The organism is Bacillus sp. LR_5 (genome assembly GCF_042709275.1).
The window spans coordinates 1-18,270 of sequence record NZ_JAVAXX010000118.1 but is presented as its reverse complement, the minus strand read 5'-3'; the positions used below and the strand labels follow the sequence as shown (position 1 = coordinate 18,270).

The 18,270-nt window shown below is 45.9% G+C and carries 12 protein-coding genes and 1 pseudogene; all 13 read left to right on the top strand.

Annotation, left to right across the window (positions count from 1 at the left end; genetic code table 11):
- Positions 1–3,882: pseudogene (gene ppsD / locus RAC86_RS21045) on the top strand (plipastatin non-ribosomal peptide synthetase PpsD); the annotation flags it as partial.
- Positions 3,883–3,889: 7 nt separating this feature from the next.
- Complete coding sequence (ppsE, locus tag RAC86_RS21040; RefSeq protein WP_377886002.1) at positions 3,890–7,729, top strand: plipastatin non-ribosomal peptide synthetase PpsE; 3,840 nt, start codon at positions 3,890–3,892, stop codon at positions 7,727–7,729.
- Between the two features lie 107 nt (positions 7,730–7,836).
- A complete protein-coding gene (locus RAC86_RS21035; protein WP_015251983.1) occupies positions 7,837–8,229 on the top strand; it encodes a DUF1360 domain-containing protein in 393 nt (130 codons plus the stop codon).
- A 135-nt stretch (positions 8,230–8,364) separates the two neighbouring features.
- Complete coding sequence (locus RAC86_RS21030; RefSeq protein WP_072175932.1) at positions 8,365–9,897, top strand: glycoside hydrolase family 10-like protein; 1,533 nt, start codon at positions 8,365–8,367, stop codon at positions 9,895–9,897.
- Positions 9,898–9,981: 84 nt separating this feature from the next.
- Positions 9,982–10,134 carry a hypothetical protein gene (locus RAC86_RS21025; protein WP_377886001.1) on the top strand — a complete coding sequence of 51 codons (153 nt, stop codon included), beginning with the start codon at positions 9,982–9,984 and terminating at the stop codon, positions 10,132–10,134.
- Positions 10,124–10,429, top strand: coding sequence for a DUF5367 family protein (locus tag RAC86_RS21020; protein ID WP_014479961.1), 306 nt, complete (start codon positions 10,124–10,126; stop codon positions 10,427–10,429). Before RAC86_RS21025 ends, RAC86_RS21020 begins: the two co-directional genes overlap by 11 nt.
- Positions 10,430–10,519: 90 nt before the next feature.
- Positions 10,520–11,662, top strand: coding sequence for an acyl-CoA dehydrogenase (locus RAC86_RS21015; RefSeq protein ID WP_014479960.1), 1,143 nt, complete (start codon positions 10,520–10,522; stop codon positions 11,660–11,662).
- Positions 11,663–11,705: 43 nt separating this feature from the next.
- Positions 11,706–13,355: an AMP-binding protein gene (locus RAC86_RS21010; protein WP_377886000.1), complete on the top strand. Its 1,650-nt coding sequence runs from the start codon at positions 11,706–11,708 to the stop codon at positions 13,353–13,355.
- Between the two features lie 9 nt (positions 13,356–13,364).
- Positions 13,365–14,699 carry an acetyl-CoA carboxylase biotin carboxylase subunit gene (locus RAC86_RS21005; protein WP_072175930.1) on the top strand — a complete coding sequence of 445 codons (1,335 nt, stop codon included), beginning with the start codon at positions 13,365–13,367 and terminating at the stop codon, positions 14,697–14,699.
- Between the two features lie 14 nt (positions 14,700–14,713).
- On the top strand, positions 14,714–14,935 hold the full coding sequence (locus tag RAC86_RS21000) for an acetyl-CoA carboxylase biotin carboxyl carrier protein subunit (protein ID WP_069703546.1): 222 nt from the start codon (positions 14,714–14,716) through the stop codon (positions 14,933–14,935).
- 14 nt (positions 14,936–14,949) lie between these two features.
- The gene (ldeG, locus tag RAC86_RS20995; RefSeq protein WP_038827842.1) at positions 14,950–15,849 is read left to right on the top strand and encodes a hydroxymethylglutaryl-CoA lyase; all 900 of its coding nucleotides are present in this window, start codon (positions 14,950–14,952) and stop codon (positions 15,847–15,849) included.
- A gap of 20 nt (positions 15,850–15,869) precedes the next feature.
- Entirely contained in the window at positions 15,870–16,652 is a 783-nt protein-coding gene (locus tag RAC86_RS20990) for an enoyl-CoA hydratase (RefSeq protein ID WP_247471838.1), read from the top strand.
- Positions 16,653–16,662: 10 nt separating this feature from the next.
- Positions 16,663–18,198, top strand: coding sequence for an acyl-CoA carboxylase subunit beta (locus RAC86_RS20985; protein WP_377885999.1), 1,536 nt, complete (start codon positions 16,663–16,665; stop codon positions 18,196–18,198).
- Positions 18,199–18,270 lie beyond the last annotated feature (72 nt).

The following is an 18,270-nucleotide window of genomic DNA, read 5'->3' as shown; positions in this document are numbered from 1 at the left end:
GCATCAGGCCTTCACAAGCTGGCACGAGAAAACGGAAGCACACTGTACATGGTGCTCCTTGCGGCTTACACCGCGTTCTTGTCACGCTTAAGCGGACAGGAAGATATCATCGTCGGCTCGCCAATCGCCGGCCGGCCGCACAAGGATCTTGAGCCGATACTCGGCATGTTTGTGAACACGCTGGCGCTTCGGACGCGCCCGGAGGGCGGGAAGCCGTTTGTACAGTATTTGCAGGAAGTGCGTGAGACAGCATTGGAAGCCTTTGAGCACCAGGATTACCCGTTCGAAGAGCTTGTTGATAAGCTTGAATTGACACGAGATATGAGCCGGAACCCAGTGTTTGACGCGATGTTAGTTGTTCAAAATAATGATTACGAGCCATTGTATCTTCATGATTTGCAAATGAAGCCGGCACAAGTTTCTCATCTCGTTTCTAAATTCGATTTGACACTACAGGCATCTGAGGGCGACGGAAACATTCATTTCCTTTTTGAATATTCAACCGCATTGTTCGAGAAAACCACCATTGAACGCTGGGCATCGCATTTAACAAATGTACTTAGCATCATTGGTAAAAACCCGGAGGTGACACTCAACCATATCGACATCCTGACCAAAGAAGAGCGGCACCAGCTGCTTAATGAGTTTAACACCGGGCAAGCGAATCAATACGGAGTTCAAACAATCAGTCAATTGTTTGAGCAGCAAGCTGCACGAACACCAAAAGCTTCTGCACTTGTCAGCGGAGACAAAACACTGACGTATCAAGAGTTGGACGAGTGGTCCAATGGAATCGCACGTGCATTGCGCAACAGAGGTGTTAAGCCGGACACACCAGTAGGCATCATGATGCATCGTTCGTTCAGTATGATAGCAGCCATACTTGGTGTGTGGAAAGCAGGCGGCTGTTACGTTCCCATTGATCCTGAATACCCGACAGAACGCAAACGCTATATCCTTAGCGACAGCGGAACGAAACTGCTGATGACAATAAATGAAGCGGATCGGGGAGTACTTGCTGACTTTGAAGGAGAGATCTTGACGATAGAAAGCGTAGAGGAAGACGACAAATCGCCGCTGCCGCAAATGTCGTCTGCCCATCATTTGGCTTATATCATTTATACCTCTGGAACGACGGGCCGTCCAAAAGGGGTAATGGTCGAGCATAAAGGGATTGCCAACACTCTACAGTGGCGGCGAAACGCTTATGCATTCAACGAGACAGATACCATTCTGCAGCTCTTTTCTTTCTCATTTGACGGCTTTATAACTAGTATGTTTACACCGCTTTTGTCAGGTGCAAAAGCCGTTTTGCTTCATGAAGAGGAAGCGAAGGATATTCTGGCCATTAAGCATCAGCTGTCTCGTCAACGGATTACACATATGATTATTGTGCCTGTTTTATATCGAGCGCTTTTGGACGTAGTGCAGCCGGAAGATGTAAAGACGCTTAGAGTCGTCACACTGGCGGGAGAAGCGGCTGACCGCGAATTGATCGCCCGCAGCTTAGCTATATGTCCGCATACCGAACTCGCCAACGAATATGGACCGACAGAAAACAGCGTGGCGACTACCGTCATGAGACATATGGAAAAGCAGGCATACGTAAGCATCGGCCAGCCGATTGACGGAACTCAAGTGCTGATTTTAAATAGCAATCATCAGCTTCAGCCAATCGGTGTTGCGGGAGAGCTTTGTATAGCAGGAACAGGGCTTGCAAGAGGGTACGTCAATCTTCCAGAACTGACAGAGAGAGCATTCACGCAGAATCCATTTAAACCCGAAACACGAATGTACCGAACAGGAGACGCCGCCAGATGGATGGCCGACGGTACACTCGAATATCTCGGAAGAATCGATGATCAAGTCAAAATCAGAGGATACCGTGTAGAAACGAAAGAAATTGAATCGGTCATCCGGTGTATAAATGGTGTAAAAGACGCCGCAGTAGTTGCTCATGAAACAGCGTCAGGACAAACCGAATTAAGCGCTTATGTGGTGACAAAACCAGAGTTGAGCACAAATGCTGTACGCTCAGAATTACAAAACAAGCTGCCGGTGTTTATGCACCCTACGTTTATTGAAAAACTGGACTCACTTCCATTGTCACCAAACGGCAAGCTGGATCGCGGAGCACTTCCAAAACCTGTATACAACCACGAAGGTGAACGTCCATTCCTCCCGCCAGCCAGCAAAATGGAGCAAATACTGGCAGATATATGGAAAGAAGTACTGGGGGCAGAAAAGATCGGAACAGCTGATTCGTTCTTTGAACTTGGCGGAGATTCAATCAAAGCGTTACAGGTATCTGCGCGGCTTCACCGGATAGGCAAGCAAATGGCAGTGAAAGATTTGTTTAGCCATCCGACCATTCAAGAATTGGCAGCTTATATCCGTGATTCAGATACAAGTTCCAGCCAAGCTGCGGTTGAGGGAGACGTACAATGGTCGCCTGTTCAAAAATGGTTTCTTTCTCAAGATATAAAAGAAAAACACCATTTTAATCAGTCCGTAATGCTGCATCGAAGCACCTCTGTACAAGAAGACGCACTGCGAAAAACGTTAAAAGCAATAACGTGTCATCATGATGCGCTGCGAATGGTGTTTACACAGAATGAACAAGGAAAGTGGGATCAATATAATCGGCCGCTCAGTCATTCGGACGACGCGTTGTACGGCCTTCAGATGATTGATCTATGCACTGATGGAAATAGACCGTATGAACCTCTTATCAAACGCCATGTACTTGATATTCAGCAGAAAATGGATTTGAAGAATGGTCCGCTGCTGCAAGCCGGTCTTTTCCACACAATTGACGGTGATTTCTTATTTTTATCTGCTCATCACCTCGTCGTTGACGGCATCTCATGGCGGGTTCTGCTTGAAGATTTGGCTTTAGGGTATCGCCAAGCTGCTGGCGGGGAGGATATCAAACTGCCGCCTAAAACAAGCTCATTTAAAGCGTATACGAAAAAGCTCTCTGACTACGCTGAAAGCCAGCAGCTAATGAAACAGCTCAAGTATTGGCGCGAAGCCGAAGAGTATAAAACAGAGGCATTGCCTTTTGATCACATCGATGGAACTAGAGCACACGAGGGACAACGGTCCACGATTTCGTTTACCTTAAACGAGAAAGAGACAGCAGCACTCTTAAAAGACGCCAACAGCGCATATAACACTGATACGCAGGACATGCTGCTCGCTTCTGTCATTCTTGCGCTGCGCCATTGGACCAATCAATCCGCCTTCAAACTATCATTAGAGGGCCACGGGCGAGAGGATGTATTAGAAGGAATAGATGTGAGCCGGACGGTTGGATGGTTTACCGCCATTTATCCGTTATTGGTTAAATTGAACGCAGACTTGCCAGATTCGGAAGAATACATGGTTCATGTGCTAAAAACAACAAAAGATACACTGAGACGTGTACCTGACAAAGGATTCGGCTACGGTGTCATCAAATATTTGACGCCGCCTGGCAAAAAAGACATCAATTTCACAGGTGCACCAGAAATCAGCTTTAATTATCTTGGTCAATTTGAAAGCGGCCGCTCAGCTGAAGTACCTGAGGAGGACGCCTTCTCATTCTCTCCGCTTGGTGCCGGAGGTGATATCAGCACAACATGGAACCGTGAACAGTCGCTGGATATCAGCGCAATCGCTGCAGAAGGAAAATTGACTGTCAATATGACTTATGACAATGCCCGCTTTCAGCGCAAAACCATCGAACAGCTTAGCGAAACATGCCGTCAATTTTTATTACAGCTGATCGAACACTGCCAGAACAAAAGCGAAACAGAAAAGACGATCAGCGATTATGATGATCAAGAACTGACCGAGGACGCGCTGCAAGAGATTGCTGATATGCTCAGTTTTCACTAATGAAACCGTGAAGAAAGGTGCAGACACTATGGATACCATTAAAAAAATCAAGAACATTTATCCTCTGAGTCACATGCAGGAGGGAATGCTCTTTCATTCCTTCCTCCGTAAAGAGGAGGGGGCATACGTTGAGCAGTCGCTCTTCACCATTAAAGGAAGCCTCAGCTATAAATGGTTTCAGCGCAGCATTCAAGCCATTATCGACCGCCATGATATTTTCAGAACCGTGTTTTTGCCGCACGTCCCGCATTTGTCGGGACCTCGGCAAGTCGTGATGACAGAACGTGAATTCCATTTGTACAGCGAAGACATTTCCCATCTGCCAACAAACGACCAGAATGAGTATATTGAACGCTTTAAAGAGAAGGACAAGCAAAAAGGCTTTGATCTGCAAAAAGACATGCTGATGCGGATTTCTCTGTTCAAAACAGCTGAAGATGAGCATGTCTGTCTTTGGAGTCACCATCATATTTTAATGGACGGATGGTGCCTAGGTATTGTTATGCAGGAATTTATGCAAATTTATCAATCGATTCATGCAGGAAAACCGCTTTCATTAGACCCTGTCCGGCCGTACAGCACCTATATTTCCTGGCTGACAAACCGAGACAAAGAAAAAGCAGCGGCCTACTGGGATACCTATTTAAAAAACTACAGCACTCCATCACCTCTGCCTCGTGTGTCTGATAAAGAAACAAAAGAAGGTTATCACCGTGAAGATTTGATATTTTCATTAAATAAACCACTGACAGACAAGCTGAAAGAGACTGCCAAACAACACGGCGTCACGCTCGCTACCCTTATTCAGGCTGTCTGGGGTGTGATGCTGCAGCAATATAACCGCACAGACGACGTTGTGTTTGGCGCAGTTGTATCAGGAAGACCGTCAGAAATCCTGGGCGTGGAGCAAATGATAGGGTTGTTTATCAATACCATACCGATTCGCATTAAAACACATCAAGACGAAACGTTTCAAGAACTGCTCATACGCTGCCAGAAAGAAATGCTGGAAGCTGAGCCGTTTACCTGCCAGCCTTTATTTGATATTCAGGCAAACACCGCATTAAAACAGGAACTGATTGATCACATTATCGTCTTTGAAAACTATCCGTTACAGCAGAAAATCGCCGATTCCGCTGATCAAACCGATTCACCGCTGCAAATCGATCAAGTTCAAGTATCCGAGCAATCAGGATATAACTTTAATCTTGTCGTTGCTCCCGGCGAAGAGCTTGTCATCAAGTTCAGCTATAATGCATTCGTTTACGATGCTGCCTGGATCAGCTGTATCAAGAGGCAATTTACGCAAGCGCTTAGCACAGCTGCACAGCACCCTCATATGCCAATTGCTGATTTTTCTTTTCTTGATGCAACAGAAAAAGAGCAGATTGTCACACAGTTCAACAATACAAAAACGGAGTATCCAAAGAATCATACAATTATCGATTTATTTCGCGAACAAGCAGAAAAGACGCCAGACCATACCGCACTTGTGTATGGCAATATGTCTATTTCGTATAAAGAGCTTGATAAACGCTCTAATGCGCTCGCCAGAGAGTTAATTCAAAAGGGATTTCGGAAAAACGAGACAGCCGGAATATTGGCTGCACATTCTCCCGAATTCATGATCAGTGTGCTTGCCGTATTAAAAGCAGGGGGAGCATACCTCCCGCTTGATGCGGAGCTTCCGCCTGAACGAGTCAGCTTTATGCTTGAGGAAACGCAAGCAAAAATGCTGATTGTTCAAAAGGGGCTGGAGCAAAATGCTGCGTTCTCAGGAACATGTATGATTGCAGATGCGCAGGCATTGATGGAAGAGAATCATTTTCCTATCAACAGCAGCTCCAGTCCAGATGATCTTGCATATATCATGTATACCTCAGGATCAACAGGCCGGCCGAAAGGGGTCATGATCACGAATCGCAATGTCGTGTCCCTTGTCAGCAACAGCAATTACACGTCTGCGTCCGGTGATGACCGGTTTATTATGACTGGATCTATCAGCTTTGACGCCGTCACCTTTGAAATGTTCGAGGCACTTTTAAATGGCGCAAGCCTTCATATCATTGATAAATCGACAATGCTGACACCTGATCGGTTTGGAGCGTATTTGCTTGAAAATGACATCACAGTGCTATTTTTAACGACAGCTCTTTTTAATCAGCTGGCACAGGTACGAGCTGACATGTTTCGCGGACTCCATACGTTATATGTCGGAGGAGAAGCACTCTCTCCTGCTCTGATGAATGCTGTCAGACACGCCTGTCCAGATCTCGCGCTTCATAATATTTACGGGCCTACGGAAAACACGACTTTTTCAACCTTTTTTGAAATGAAGAGAGACTATGCGGGGCCGATTCCGATTGGAAAACCAATCAGCAATAGCACCGCTTACATCTTAGATACAAAAGGACGTCTTTTGCCAATAGGCGTTCCCGGCGAGCTTTGTGTTGGCGGTGATGGTGTCGCTAAAGGCTATTTGAACAGAGATGACCTGACAAATGCTCTTTTTTCTCCTCATCCTTTCTTGCCTGGAGAAAGAATATACCGTACCGGTGATTTGGCGCGCTGGCTGCCTGATGGAAACTTAGAATACATCAGCAGAATTGACAGGCAAATGAAAATCCGCGGAAAACGAATTGAGCCTGCCGAAATAGAAGCGCGCCTGTTAGAAATGGAAGGCGTTCAAGAAGCAGCAGTGACATTGAGAGAAAAAGATGGAGAGGCGCAGCTGTACACTCATTACGTCGGTGATCACAAAAAAACAGATACGGATTTTCGCGCCGATTTGGCGCGTGTGCTTCCAGACTATATGATCCCGCAGCACTGGGTGCGTGTGGAGCGGATGCCGCTTACCGGAAACGGAAAAATAGACCGCAGCGCGCTGCCTATTCCAGAAAATAAGCCTGCCAAACGACAGAACATCATATTGCCAAGAAACTTGGTTGAAGAAGAATTGGCGAACATTTGGAAGCAAGTCCTCGGTGTTAACACAATCAGTATTGATGATGACTTCTTTGCTATTGGCGGACATTCACTAAAAGCACTGCAAGTCATACATACACTAAAACATCAGCAGAACATTGATATACCGATTGATTTCTTGTTCGAACATCCGACAATCGCTCAGCTTGCCGAAAAACTTTATTCTAAACAGCTGAGAGCGGCAGATGAACAGCATGTGATCAAACTGAACCAGCACGGCGCGCAAAATCTTTTCTGCTTCCCGCCGATATCGGGATTTGGCATTTATTTCAAAGACCTTGCTTTATTGCTGAATGAGAAGGCAGCCGTATACGGGTTTCACTTTATTGAACAAGACACCCGCATTGAACAATATGTTAATTGCATGACGGACATACAGCCTGAGGGCCCATACGTTTTATTAGGCTACTCTGCAGGCGGAAACCTGGCTTTTGAAGTGGCACAGGCTATGGAGCGCAAAGGATTAGAAGTCAGCGACTTCATTATCGTGGACGCTTATCTAAAAGAACAGCCTTTGCCTATCGATACCGGTAATGACGAATCTGCAGCATATCTGCCTGAAGCAGTCAGAGAAAAGGTGATGAAGAAAAAAAGAAACTATCAGGAATATTGGGCACAATTGCTGAATGAAGGGCACATCAAAGCAAGCATTCATTTCATCGAAGCTGGAATCCATCCCGAAACCAGCAAGAATACAGGCTTAACGAAATGGGAAGGCGCCTGCGGAAACTATAGTGAGTACACGGGTTTTGGCGCTCATAAAGACATGCTGGAAGGAACATATGCTGAAAAGAATGCTGACATCATCCTCGACATTTTAGAAAAGATCACTTCAAATAAAGCAATCCCGCACAAACAATAGAGCGGATTCGCGGACAGAGGCATTCTCTGTCCGCTTCTTTTTGTATCAAAGAATGGATCGATGACACTAGGGAATGATAACATCATCCTTTTTCTTGGAGGCTTGTCATGGAGCATTTATCTTTTCTTACGTTTATCATGCTGATTCTAGCCAGTTACAGGCTGACACATTTGATTGTATTCGACAAAATCACAGAATTTATCCGAAAACCTTTTATGAAAAAGAAAAGGATTGTTGATCAAAACGGGCATGTAGATGAAAAAAGCGTGCCGGCTTCTAACTTTGGATACATGCTCAATTGCTACTGGTGTGCCGGTGTTTGGTGTGCCATCTTGATCGGACTTGGCTATCTTTTTTTGCCTCGTATTGCAATACCGCTGATCTTTATTTTAGCCATTGCCGGAGCACAAGCGATCCTTGAAACGGCTGTCGGTGTCGGCGTAAAACTTATTGATGTGTTAAAAAGTCTGCAAACCATGATGAATGATAAAAAGTCCTAAAAGCGGTTCACAACATGCTTTAGGACTTTTTTCGTTTATTTAGTGAGATAGACATTCTGTTAATCACCCTTTTATAGCCCGGGAATACCGTAATAGCGAATAGTGAAAGTGATGTAATGGGGGAGAAGAAACAGAATGAAGGTTTGCCAAAAGTCGATTGTCCGTTTCCTTGTCAGCTTGATCATCGGAACGTTTGTCATTTCCGTTCCGTTTATGGCCAATGCGCAGTCTGACAGGGAGCTGAGAGCCGTATGGATTGCTTCCGTATTAAATATTGATTGGCCGTCCAAAAAAGGGTTATCTGTGAAAGAGCAAAAACAGGAGTATATCAAACTGCTGGACGATGTGCAGAAAATGGGAATGAATGCCGTTATTGTTCAGATTAAACCGACGGCTGATGCCTTTTATCCGTCAGCTTACGGGCCTTGGTCGGAATACTTAACCGGTGTCCAAGGGAAGGACCCGGGCTATGATCCTCTTGCATTTATAATTGAAGAAACCCATAAACGAAATTTGGAATTTCACGCGTGGTTTAATCCTTACCGTATTACAATGAATCATACAGATCTTAATAAATTGTCTGAGGATCACCCGGCAAGAAAACATCCAGATTGGGTTGCCGCCTATGGAAACCAGCTGTATTATCATCCAGGCATTCCAGAAGCGAGAGATTTTATCGTCAAAGGCATTGAAGAAGTCGTAAAACATTATGATATCGATGCTGTTCATATGGATGATTATTTTTACCCTTATAAAATAGCGGGACAGGAATTTCCTGATCAAGCACAGTACGAACAATACGGAAAAGACGTTTTTTCTAATATCGATGACTGGCGGCGGGACAATGTGAACCAGCTTGTCAAACAAATCAACCAAACAATTAAAGCTGCAAAACCGTATGTCAAATTCGGCATCAGTCCCTTTGGAGTATGGAGAAACGCCGCAGATGACCCGACCGGATCGAATACAAAAGCAGGCGTCAGAAATTATGACGATCTATATGCAGACACAAGGCATTGGATCCAAGAAGGCGACGTCGATTATATTGCTCCGCAAATTTATTGGAGTATCGGCTTTAACGCAGCGGCTTACTACGTGCTGGCTGATTGGTGGAGCAATGAAGTCAAAAATAGGCCTGTTCACTTATATATTGGCCAGGCAGCATATAAAATCAATAACAATTTTGATCCGCCTTGGTCCGACCCTGAGGAATATGTGCGGCAAATCACTTTGAACCGCCAGCTTGAACTGGTGAAAGGAAGCATGCATTTCAGCCTCAAGGACCTCAACAAAAATCCGCTTGGCATCAAAGACAGGCTTATCGCCGATCTTTACAGCAAGCCGGCACTGGTTCCGCAAATGCCTTGGCTTGACAATACCGCCCCAAAAAAACCGAAGCTTACGAAAGTCACCGAAGACAAAAACGGCAATCTTCTGCAGATTAAAGATCACCCATCAAATCTAAAAACGAAAGAAACAGCCTATTATGCGATATACAGAGCCGAAGGGAAAAAGCAGAGAACATTGCTGGCAACGCAAAGAAAAACACATGAGCAGCAAACCTTCTTAGATAACACGGCAGATCCTAACAAGAAATATACGTATTATGTCACTTCAGCAGACCGGCTTCATAACGAAAGCAAGGCTTCCAAACGAACAACAAAATAAGAAATGAGAAGGACGGCTTTCTAAGTCGTCTTTTTTTAAAAAGTGATTTTGGAGACAGGAAACGATAGTAAGCCGCTGTAGGCGGTGTTTGGACATTTTCCATTATTGGAATCTGAGAAACTAGTACTAAGTAAAATCGAAGAGAAACACGTACAGGACGTGTTTTTCGTTTTCATTTCTCGTCTGGTTAGGTGCCACATTATTTTTTGTGCTGTTCGAAGATGCTGTGTTGACTGATCCGGCTGAAGAGGCCTTTTTGCCGAACTTTCTTCTCTTGGGAGCGGACACCGCTCTTGTTTTATGCCTTGTGTTCTTTCTCTATCAAAAACTCGATCAATCACAGTTCGCGGTGATCAAGCTAGGTATATGGGGATCAGCGGTCGGTTTATTGATTGATACGATTTCCCTTTGGAATCATCCCCTCATCCTCCCGGCTTTATCAAAGGGCCAAGTTATTGCGTTTGCGATATGGATGGTATGCGCCTACTGCATGTATTTGCTCATTCCGCTGAAATTATCACATAAAAAATGACTCAGTTTTAATTTTCAGACTTTTCTTGTCAGGGAATGATTATAGAACTCGCCTAATAGGATGTTACAAAGATGTGAAGGAGGAAACGATGTGAATTTTGAGCTGACAAAAGAACAACAAATGGTGCGTGAAATGGTAAAAGATTTTGCGAAAAAAGAAATTGCTCCTCACGCTGAACATGTAGATCAAACAGGCGAGTTCCCGATGCAAACATTTGAAAAAATGGGTGAACTCGGCCTGATGGGTATTCCATTTCCAGAAGAATACGGCGGATCTGGCGGTGATACGATTTCATATGCCTTAGCGGTTGAAGAAGTCGGCAAAGCCTGCGGCAGTACTGGATTAAGCTATGCTGCAGCGGTCTCGCTAGGCGCAAGCCCCCTTTACTACTTCGGAACAGAAGAGCAAAAACAGACGCATTTGACGCCGCTGGCTTCAGGCACAGCACTCGGATCATTCGGCCTGACGGAGCCAAATGCCGGCTCAGATGCAGGAGGCACTCAAACAAAAGCGATTTCAAATGGTGACGAGTATGTAATCAACGGCGAAAAGTGCTGGATCACTAATGCAAGCTACGCACGCACAGTTATTGTAACCGCCGTAACAGGCAAAAACAAAGACGGAAAAAACATCATCTCCGCATTAATCGTGCCAACTGACACACCAGGACTTACGATTACGAGCCCGTACGATAAAATGGGCGTCCGCGGTTCGAATACAGCGGAAATTTTGCTTGAGGATGTAAGAGTGCCTGCGGCCAACTTACTTGGCGATCCAACAAAAGGGTTTAAACAGTTTCTATATACGCTGGACGGAGGTCGAATCTCCATCGCTGCTCTTGCAGTCGGCATTGCCCAAGCGGCCCTTGATGCATCATTGGCATATGCGAAAGAACGAAAGCAGTTTGGACAGCCGATTTCTTCCTTTCAAGCGATTCAATTTAAGCTTGCTGACATGGCGATGGAAATTGATCTGGCACGGCAAATGGTGTTAAAAGCCGCCTGGCTGAAAGACCATAACCACCCGTTCACCAAAGAAGCGGCGTACGCCAAGCTATTCGCATCTGAAATGGCGACAAGAGCTTGCAATCAAGCCATTCAAATCCATGGAGGTTCAGGCTATATGAAAGAGTATGGGGTGGAACGGATGCTGCGGGACGCAAAATTAATGGAAATCGGTGAAGGCACATCTGAAATTCAGCGTCTCGTGATCGCCAGACAGCTTTTAAAATAAAAATGTAAACGCTTTCCTATCATTAAGAAAGGAGGAACAATGAATGGCTGAACTCATCCATTCCACAATCGGCAGGCTGCTGGAACAAACAGCTGATGCGTATCCCGATCGAGATGCTGTTGTGTATCCAGACCGAAATATCCGCTATACGTACGCTCAATTTGACAGTCTGTGCCGTCAAACCGCTAAAGGTCTCATGCGGATGGGGATTGGAAAAGGAGACCACGTCGCCATATGGACTTCTAATATCCCTGAATGGCTTGCCGTCCAGTTCGCAACTGCGAAGATCGGAGCCGTGCTCGTAACCGTCAATACCAATTATCAAGCACACGAACTGGACTACTTGTTAAAGCAATCGGATGCCGCCGCGCTTATTATCATGGATTCATACAGGGGCACTTCTTATCCAGACATCGTGAGCAGTTTAATTCCAAAACTGCAAGAAGCTAAGCCCGGCCAACTGAAATCTGAACGCTATCCCTTTTTAAAAACGCTGCTCTATATTGGCAATAAACGGTTGCCTGGCATGTATCATTGGGACGATACAGAGATATTGGCGAAAACAGTGACAGATGCTGAGCTTGAAGAGAGAATGAACAGCCTGGATAAAGACGATGTGATTAATATGCAATACACATCAGGAACGACAGGGTTTCCAAAAGGCGTGATGCTGACCCATTTCAATGTCATCAATAACGCTGCTAATATCGCTGAATGTATGGCTTTAACCTCTCAAGACCGCATGTGCATCCCTGTTCCGTTTTTTCACTGCTTTGGATGCGTCCTTGGGGTTTTGGCATGTGTATCCGTCGGGGCAGCCATGATACCCGTGCAAGAATTTGATCCCGTTACCGTCCTTAAAACGGTAGAAAAAGAGAAATGCACAGCGCTCCATGGTGTGCCTACCATGTTTATCGCCGAGCTGCATCATCCGGATTTTGATGCATATGATCTATCGACGCTCCGAACAGGAATCATGGCCGGCTCTCCCTGTCCAAGTGAAGTGATGAAAGCTGTGATTGAAAGGATGGGCATGAAAGACATTACGATCGCCTATGGACAAACCGAAGCCTCGCCAGTCATTACACAAACGAGAGCAAATGATTCCTTCATAAGAAGAGTCGAAACTACCGGCCGTGCCCTGCCACATACTGAGGTGAAAATTGTAGAACCTGGGACATGTCAAGAAGTTCAAAGAGGCATGCAGGGAGAACTGTGCACCCGTGGCTATCACGTCATGAAAGGCTATTATAAAGACAAAGATGCGACCAGAAAAGCAATCAATCATGACGGATGGCTGTTTACCGGAGATCTTGCTGTCATGGATGAAGACGGATACTGCCGCATCACCGGAAGATTAAAAGATATGCTCATCAGAGGCGGCGAGAACATTTATCCGCGGGAAATTGAAGAATTTTTATACCGGCATCCCGCTGTTTTAGATGTACAGGTCGTTGGTGTGCCTGACGCCAAATTCGGGGAGGAAGCTGCAGCCTGGTTTAAACTGAAAGACGGTAAAAGCGTTTCACCTGATGAGCTTAAAGCCTATTGCAAAGGGAAAATCGCCCGCCACAAAATTCCGCGTTATGTTATTTTTACGGATGACTATCCGATGACGGCCTCAGGCAAAATTCAAAAATATAAACTGCGAGAAAAAACGATTGAAATGTTCAACCTATCATCAAGTCAATGAGGTGAAATCATGTTTACAAAAGTACTGATCGCCAACCGCGGAGAAATTGCAATGAGAATTATCCGAACATGCAGCCGTCTCGGCATTAAAACGGTCGCTGTTTATTCAGAAGCAGACAAGGACGCGCCCCATACAAAAGCCGCTACAGAGGCATATTTGATCGGGGAATCGAGAGTCAGTGAAAGTTATTTAAATATAGAGAGAATCATAAAGACGGCGAAAAAAGCAAAAGCCGACGCGATCCACCCGGGATATGGATTGTTATCAGAAAACAGCCGGTTCGCTGAACGCTGCAAGCAAGAAAACATCGTGTTTATCGGACCTTCCCCTGATATCATCGCAAAGATGGGCAGCAAAATTGAAGCGCGAAAAGCAATGGAGGCTGCAGGTGTCCCTGTGGTGCCGGGCGTTTCTGAATCCCTCGGAGATATAGAGGCAGCCTGCCGCACCGCAGGTCAAATCGGCTATCCTGTCATGCTGAAAGCTTCAGCGGGCGGAGGGGGCATCGGAATGCAGCGTGTTGAAAATGAAGAAGCATTAAAAAAAGCGTACGAGGGAAACAAAAAGCGCGCAGCAGATTTTTTCGGTGACGGGTCGATGTATATAGAAAAAGTTATTGAACATGCGCGTCACATCGAGGTTCAGCTTTTGGCCGATCAACACGGCCATACAGTACATCTGTTTGAACGTGATTGCTCTGTTCAGAGGCGCCACCAAAAAGTCATTGAAGAAGCACCGTCTCCATTTGTAGACGATGAACTAAGAATGAAGATTGGGCAAACAGCGGTAAAAGCAGCAAAGGCAATCGGCTATACGAACGCAGGCACCATCGAATTCATAGTTGACCAGAAGCAAAATTTTTATTTCCTCGAAATGAATACGAGACTGCAAGTTGAACACCCCGTGACTGAAGAAATAACAGGCCTGGACTTAGTTGAGCAGCAGCTGCGGATTGCTGCGGGCCATACACTCACATTCTCCCAAAAAGACATCCAACGGAACGGGCATGCGATAGAGGTTCGAATATACGCGGAAGATCCCAAGACCTTCTTCCCGTCACCAGGTACGATCACTGCGTTTTCACTTCCTGACCAAAAAGGAGTCAGACACGAATGTGCGGTAGCAAAAGACAGCACCGTTACCCCTTTTTATGACCCGATGATCGCTAAGATGATTGTCAAAGGCCAAACCAGAACAGAAGCAATTGAAAAACTAGAGACAGCGCTTCGCGACTATCGTGTAGAGGGAATCAAAACAAATCTTCCGCTTCTCATACAGGCTGCGGCAACAAAGGCATTTAAAGAAGGGGATGTCACGACTGACTTTTTGAAACAACACCTATAAAGGAGGCAGTTGTCATGACGGTTAGCATACAAATGGCAGGAAACCTGTGGAAAGTCCACGTCAAAGCCGGCGACCAAATCGAAAAGGGCCAGGAGGTAGCCATTTTGGAATCGATGAAAATGGAAATCCCGATCGTTGCAGATAGAAGCGGAATCGTAAAAGAAGTCAAAAAAAAGGAAGGCGACTTTGTAAATGAAGGAGACGTACTGCTCGAACTGAGCGATTCCAGTCAATAATTTGGAGGAAGACCATGTCATATCCTAAAAAAGTGACAATCAAAGAAGTCGGCCCGCGTGACGGCTTACAAAACGAGCCCGTATGGATCGCAACAGAGGATAAAATAACCTGGATCAACCAGCTTTCCCGGACAGGGCTTTCGTATATTGAAATCACATCCTTCGTTCACCCGAAATGGATTCCGGCGCTTCGAGATGCTATCGACGTAGCAAAAGGCATCGACCGTTTAAAAGGGGTAACGTACGCGGCACTTGTCCCGAATCAAAGAGGACTGGAGAATGCACTTGAAGGAGGCATTAACGAGGCTTGCGTTTTTATGTCAGCCAGCGAGACGCACAACAGAAAAAACATCAATAAATCCACTTCTGAATCCCTTCATATACTCAAACAAGTAAACAACGACGCACAAAAAGCAAACCTCACAACAAGAGCCTACCTCTCGACTGTTTTCGGCTGTCCGTACGAAAAAGATGTCCCCATTGAACAAGTCATTCGCCTTTCAGAAGCTCTATTTGAATTTGGGATTTCTGAACTTTCGCTTGGAGATACGATTGGAGCGGCTAATCCCGCCCAAGTGGAAACTGTACTTGAAGCTCTTTTGGCACGATTCCCGGCTAATCAAATTGCCTTGCATTTTCATGATACGAGAGGAACCGCTCTGGCCAACATGGTCACAGCACTCCAAATGGGCATCACGGTGTTCGACGGCTCGGCAGGCGGGCTTGGGGGATGCCCATATGCGCCAGGTTCATCAGGAAACGCCGCAACTGAGGATATCGTGTACATGCTTGAACAGATGGATATCAAAACAAATGTAAAGCTAGAAAAACTGCTATCTGCGGCCAAATGGATAGAAGAAAAAATGGGCAAACCGCTGCCGAGCAGAAATTTACAGGTGTTTAAATCATCTTGATAAAAGGGAGGACGCATACAATGGGAGACTCTATTCTTTTTACTGTTAAAAATGAACATATGGCGTTGATCACCTTAAACAGGCCTCAGGCAGCAAATGCTCTTTCAGCGGAAATGCTTAGAAACCTGCAAATGATTCTTCAGGAAATTGAATTCAACTCAAACATCCGTTGCGTCATCCTCACAGGCACCGGTGAAAAAGCGTTTTGTGCAGGGGCAGACCTAAAGGAACGGATAAAACTGAAAGAAGATCAGGTTCTGGAAAGTGTATCTCTCATTCAAAGAACGGCGGCTTTACTTGATGCCTTGCCGCAGCCGGTCATAGCTGCGATAAATGGAAGCGCATTAGGCGGCGGACTAGAATTGGCATTGGCATGCGACCTTCGAATCGCAGCTGAATCAGCTGTGCTGGGACTTCCGGAAACAGGGTTAGCTATTATCCCGGGCGCTGGAGGGACCCAAAGGCTGCCCCGGCTGATTGGCAGAGGAAAAGCAAAAGAATTCATTTATACAGGCAGACGCGTGACCGCACACGAAGCAAAAGAAATCGGCCTTGTAGAGCATGTCACGGCTCCTTGTGACCTTATGCCCAAAGCAGAGGAACTGGCCGCAGCCATTTCTGCCAACGGGCCGATCGCTGTCCGTCAGGCTAAATTTGCAATCAATAAAGGATTGGAGACAGATCTCGCTACAGGCCTTGCGATTGAACAAAAAGCGTATGAACAAACCATCCCGACAAAAGACAGGAGAGAAGGGCTTCAGGCCTTTCAAGAAAAAAGACGGGCCGTATACAAGGGAATATAAAAGGGAGGCAATGCTCATGGATTATGAAAAGGAACGAACAGAACGGGCTGAACGGATTCGAAAAGGCGGAGCGGAAAAGTATCATCAAAGCAATCGGGAAAAAGGCAAGCTCTTTGTCAGAGAGCGGCTTTCCCTTCTCTTTGACGATGACATTGAGCTAGAAGACGCTTTTTTTGCGGAATGTATGTCAGACGGGCTTCCCGCTGACGGAGTTGTCACCGCTATCGGCAAAATCGGCGGCCATACCGTTTGCGTCATGGCGAATGATTCAACAGTGAAAGCGGGGTCATGGGGAGCTAAAACAGTTGAAAAAATCATCAGAATTCAAGAAACCGCGGAAAAATTAAACTGTCCGCTCATTTATTTAGTCGATTCGGCAGGCGCCCGAATTACCGACCAAATCAATGTCTTTCCAGGGAGACGCGGTGCAGGAAGAATTTTTTACAATCAAGTCAAATTATCGGGACGCATTCCGCAAATCTGTCTGCTTTTCGGACCATCTGCGGCAGGTGGCGCTTATATTCCGGCCTTCTGTGATATCGTCGTTATGGTAGACGGTAACGCCTCCATGTATTTAGGCTCGCCAAGGATGGCGGAAATGGTTATTGGAGAAAAAGTGTCTCTTGAAGAAATGGGTGGCGCCCGTATGCATTGCTCAATCTCCGGCTGCGGAGATATTCTTGCAGAAACTGAAGAAGAAGCCATACAGCTGGCGCGGGCTTATTTGTCTTACTTTCCGGCAAATTTTCAAGAAAAAGCGCCCATTCATGAGAAACGCCCGCCAAAACACTTCAAAACTCCGCTTGCCGACGTCATTCCGCAAAATCAAAACGCACCTTTTGATATGCATGAGCTGATTGAGCGGGTCATAGATGAAGACTCATTTTTTGAGATCAAAGCCTTATTTGCACCGGAATTATTGACGGGCCTCGCACGAATCCACGGACAGCCTGTCGGCATTGTTGCAAACCAGCCGAAGGTAAAAGGAGGCGTCTTATTCCACGATTCAGCAGACAAAGCGGCTAAGTTTATTACCTTATGTGACGCTTTTCATATCCCATTGCTGTTCTTAGCCGATATCCCCGGTTTTATGATTGGCACAAAAGTAGAACAGGCTGGGATTATCAGACACGGAGCGAAAATGATTTCTGCGATGTCGGAGGCAACTGTTCCAAAACTCTCTGTCATTGTCCGAAAAGCTTACGGGGCGGGGTTGTATGCAATGGCAGGGCCGGCATTTGAACCGGATTGCTGTCTAGCGCTCCCAACCGCCCAAATCGCCGTCATGGGCCCTGAGGCCGCTGTAAACGCTGTCTACGCTAAAAAAATCGCCGAGCTGCCAGAAGAAGAGAGAGCCGCATTTATCAGCAGCAAACGGGAGGAATACAAAGAGGACATCAATATCTACCGTCTGGCTTCAGAAATGATCATTGATGCTGTTATCCCAGCCAATTCGCTGCGTGATGAGCTGGCCAAACGGCTCAAGGCATACATGACAAAGGAAATGACATTTACCAATCGAAAGCATCCGGTTTATCCGGTGTAAAAGCAAGAACTTAGGAGCGCAAAAAAAGCGCTCCTTTATATATTTACAATAACAACATTATGTCAACTAATT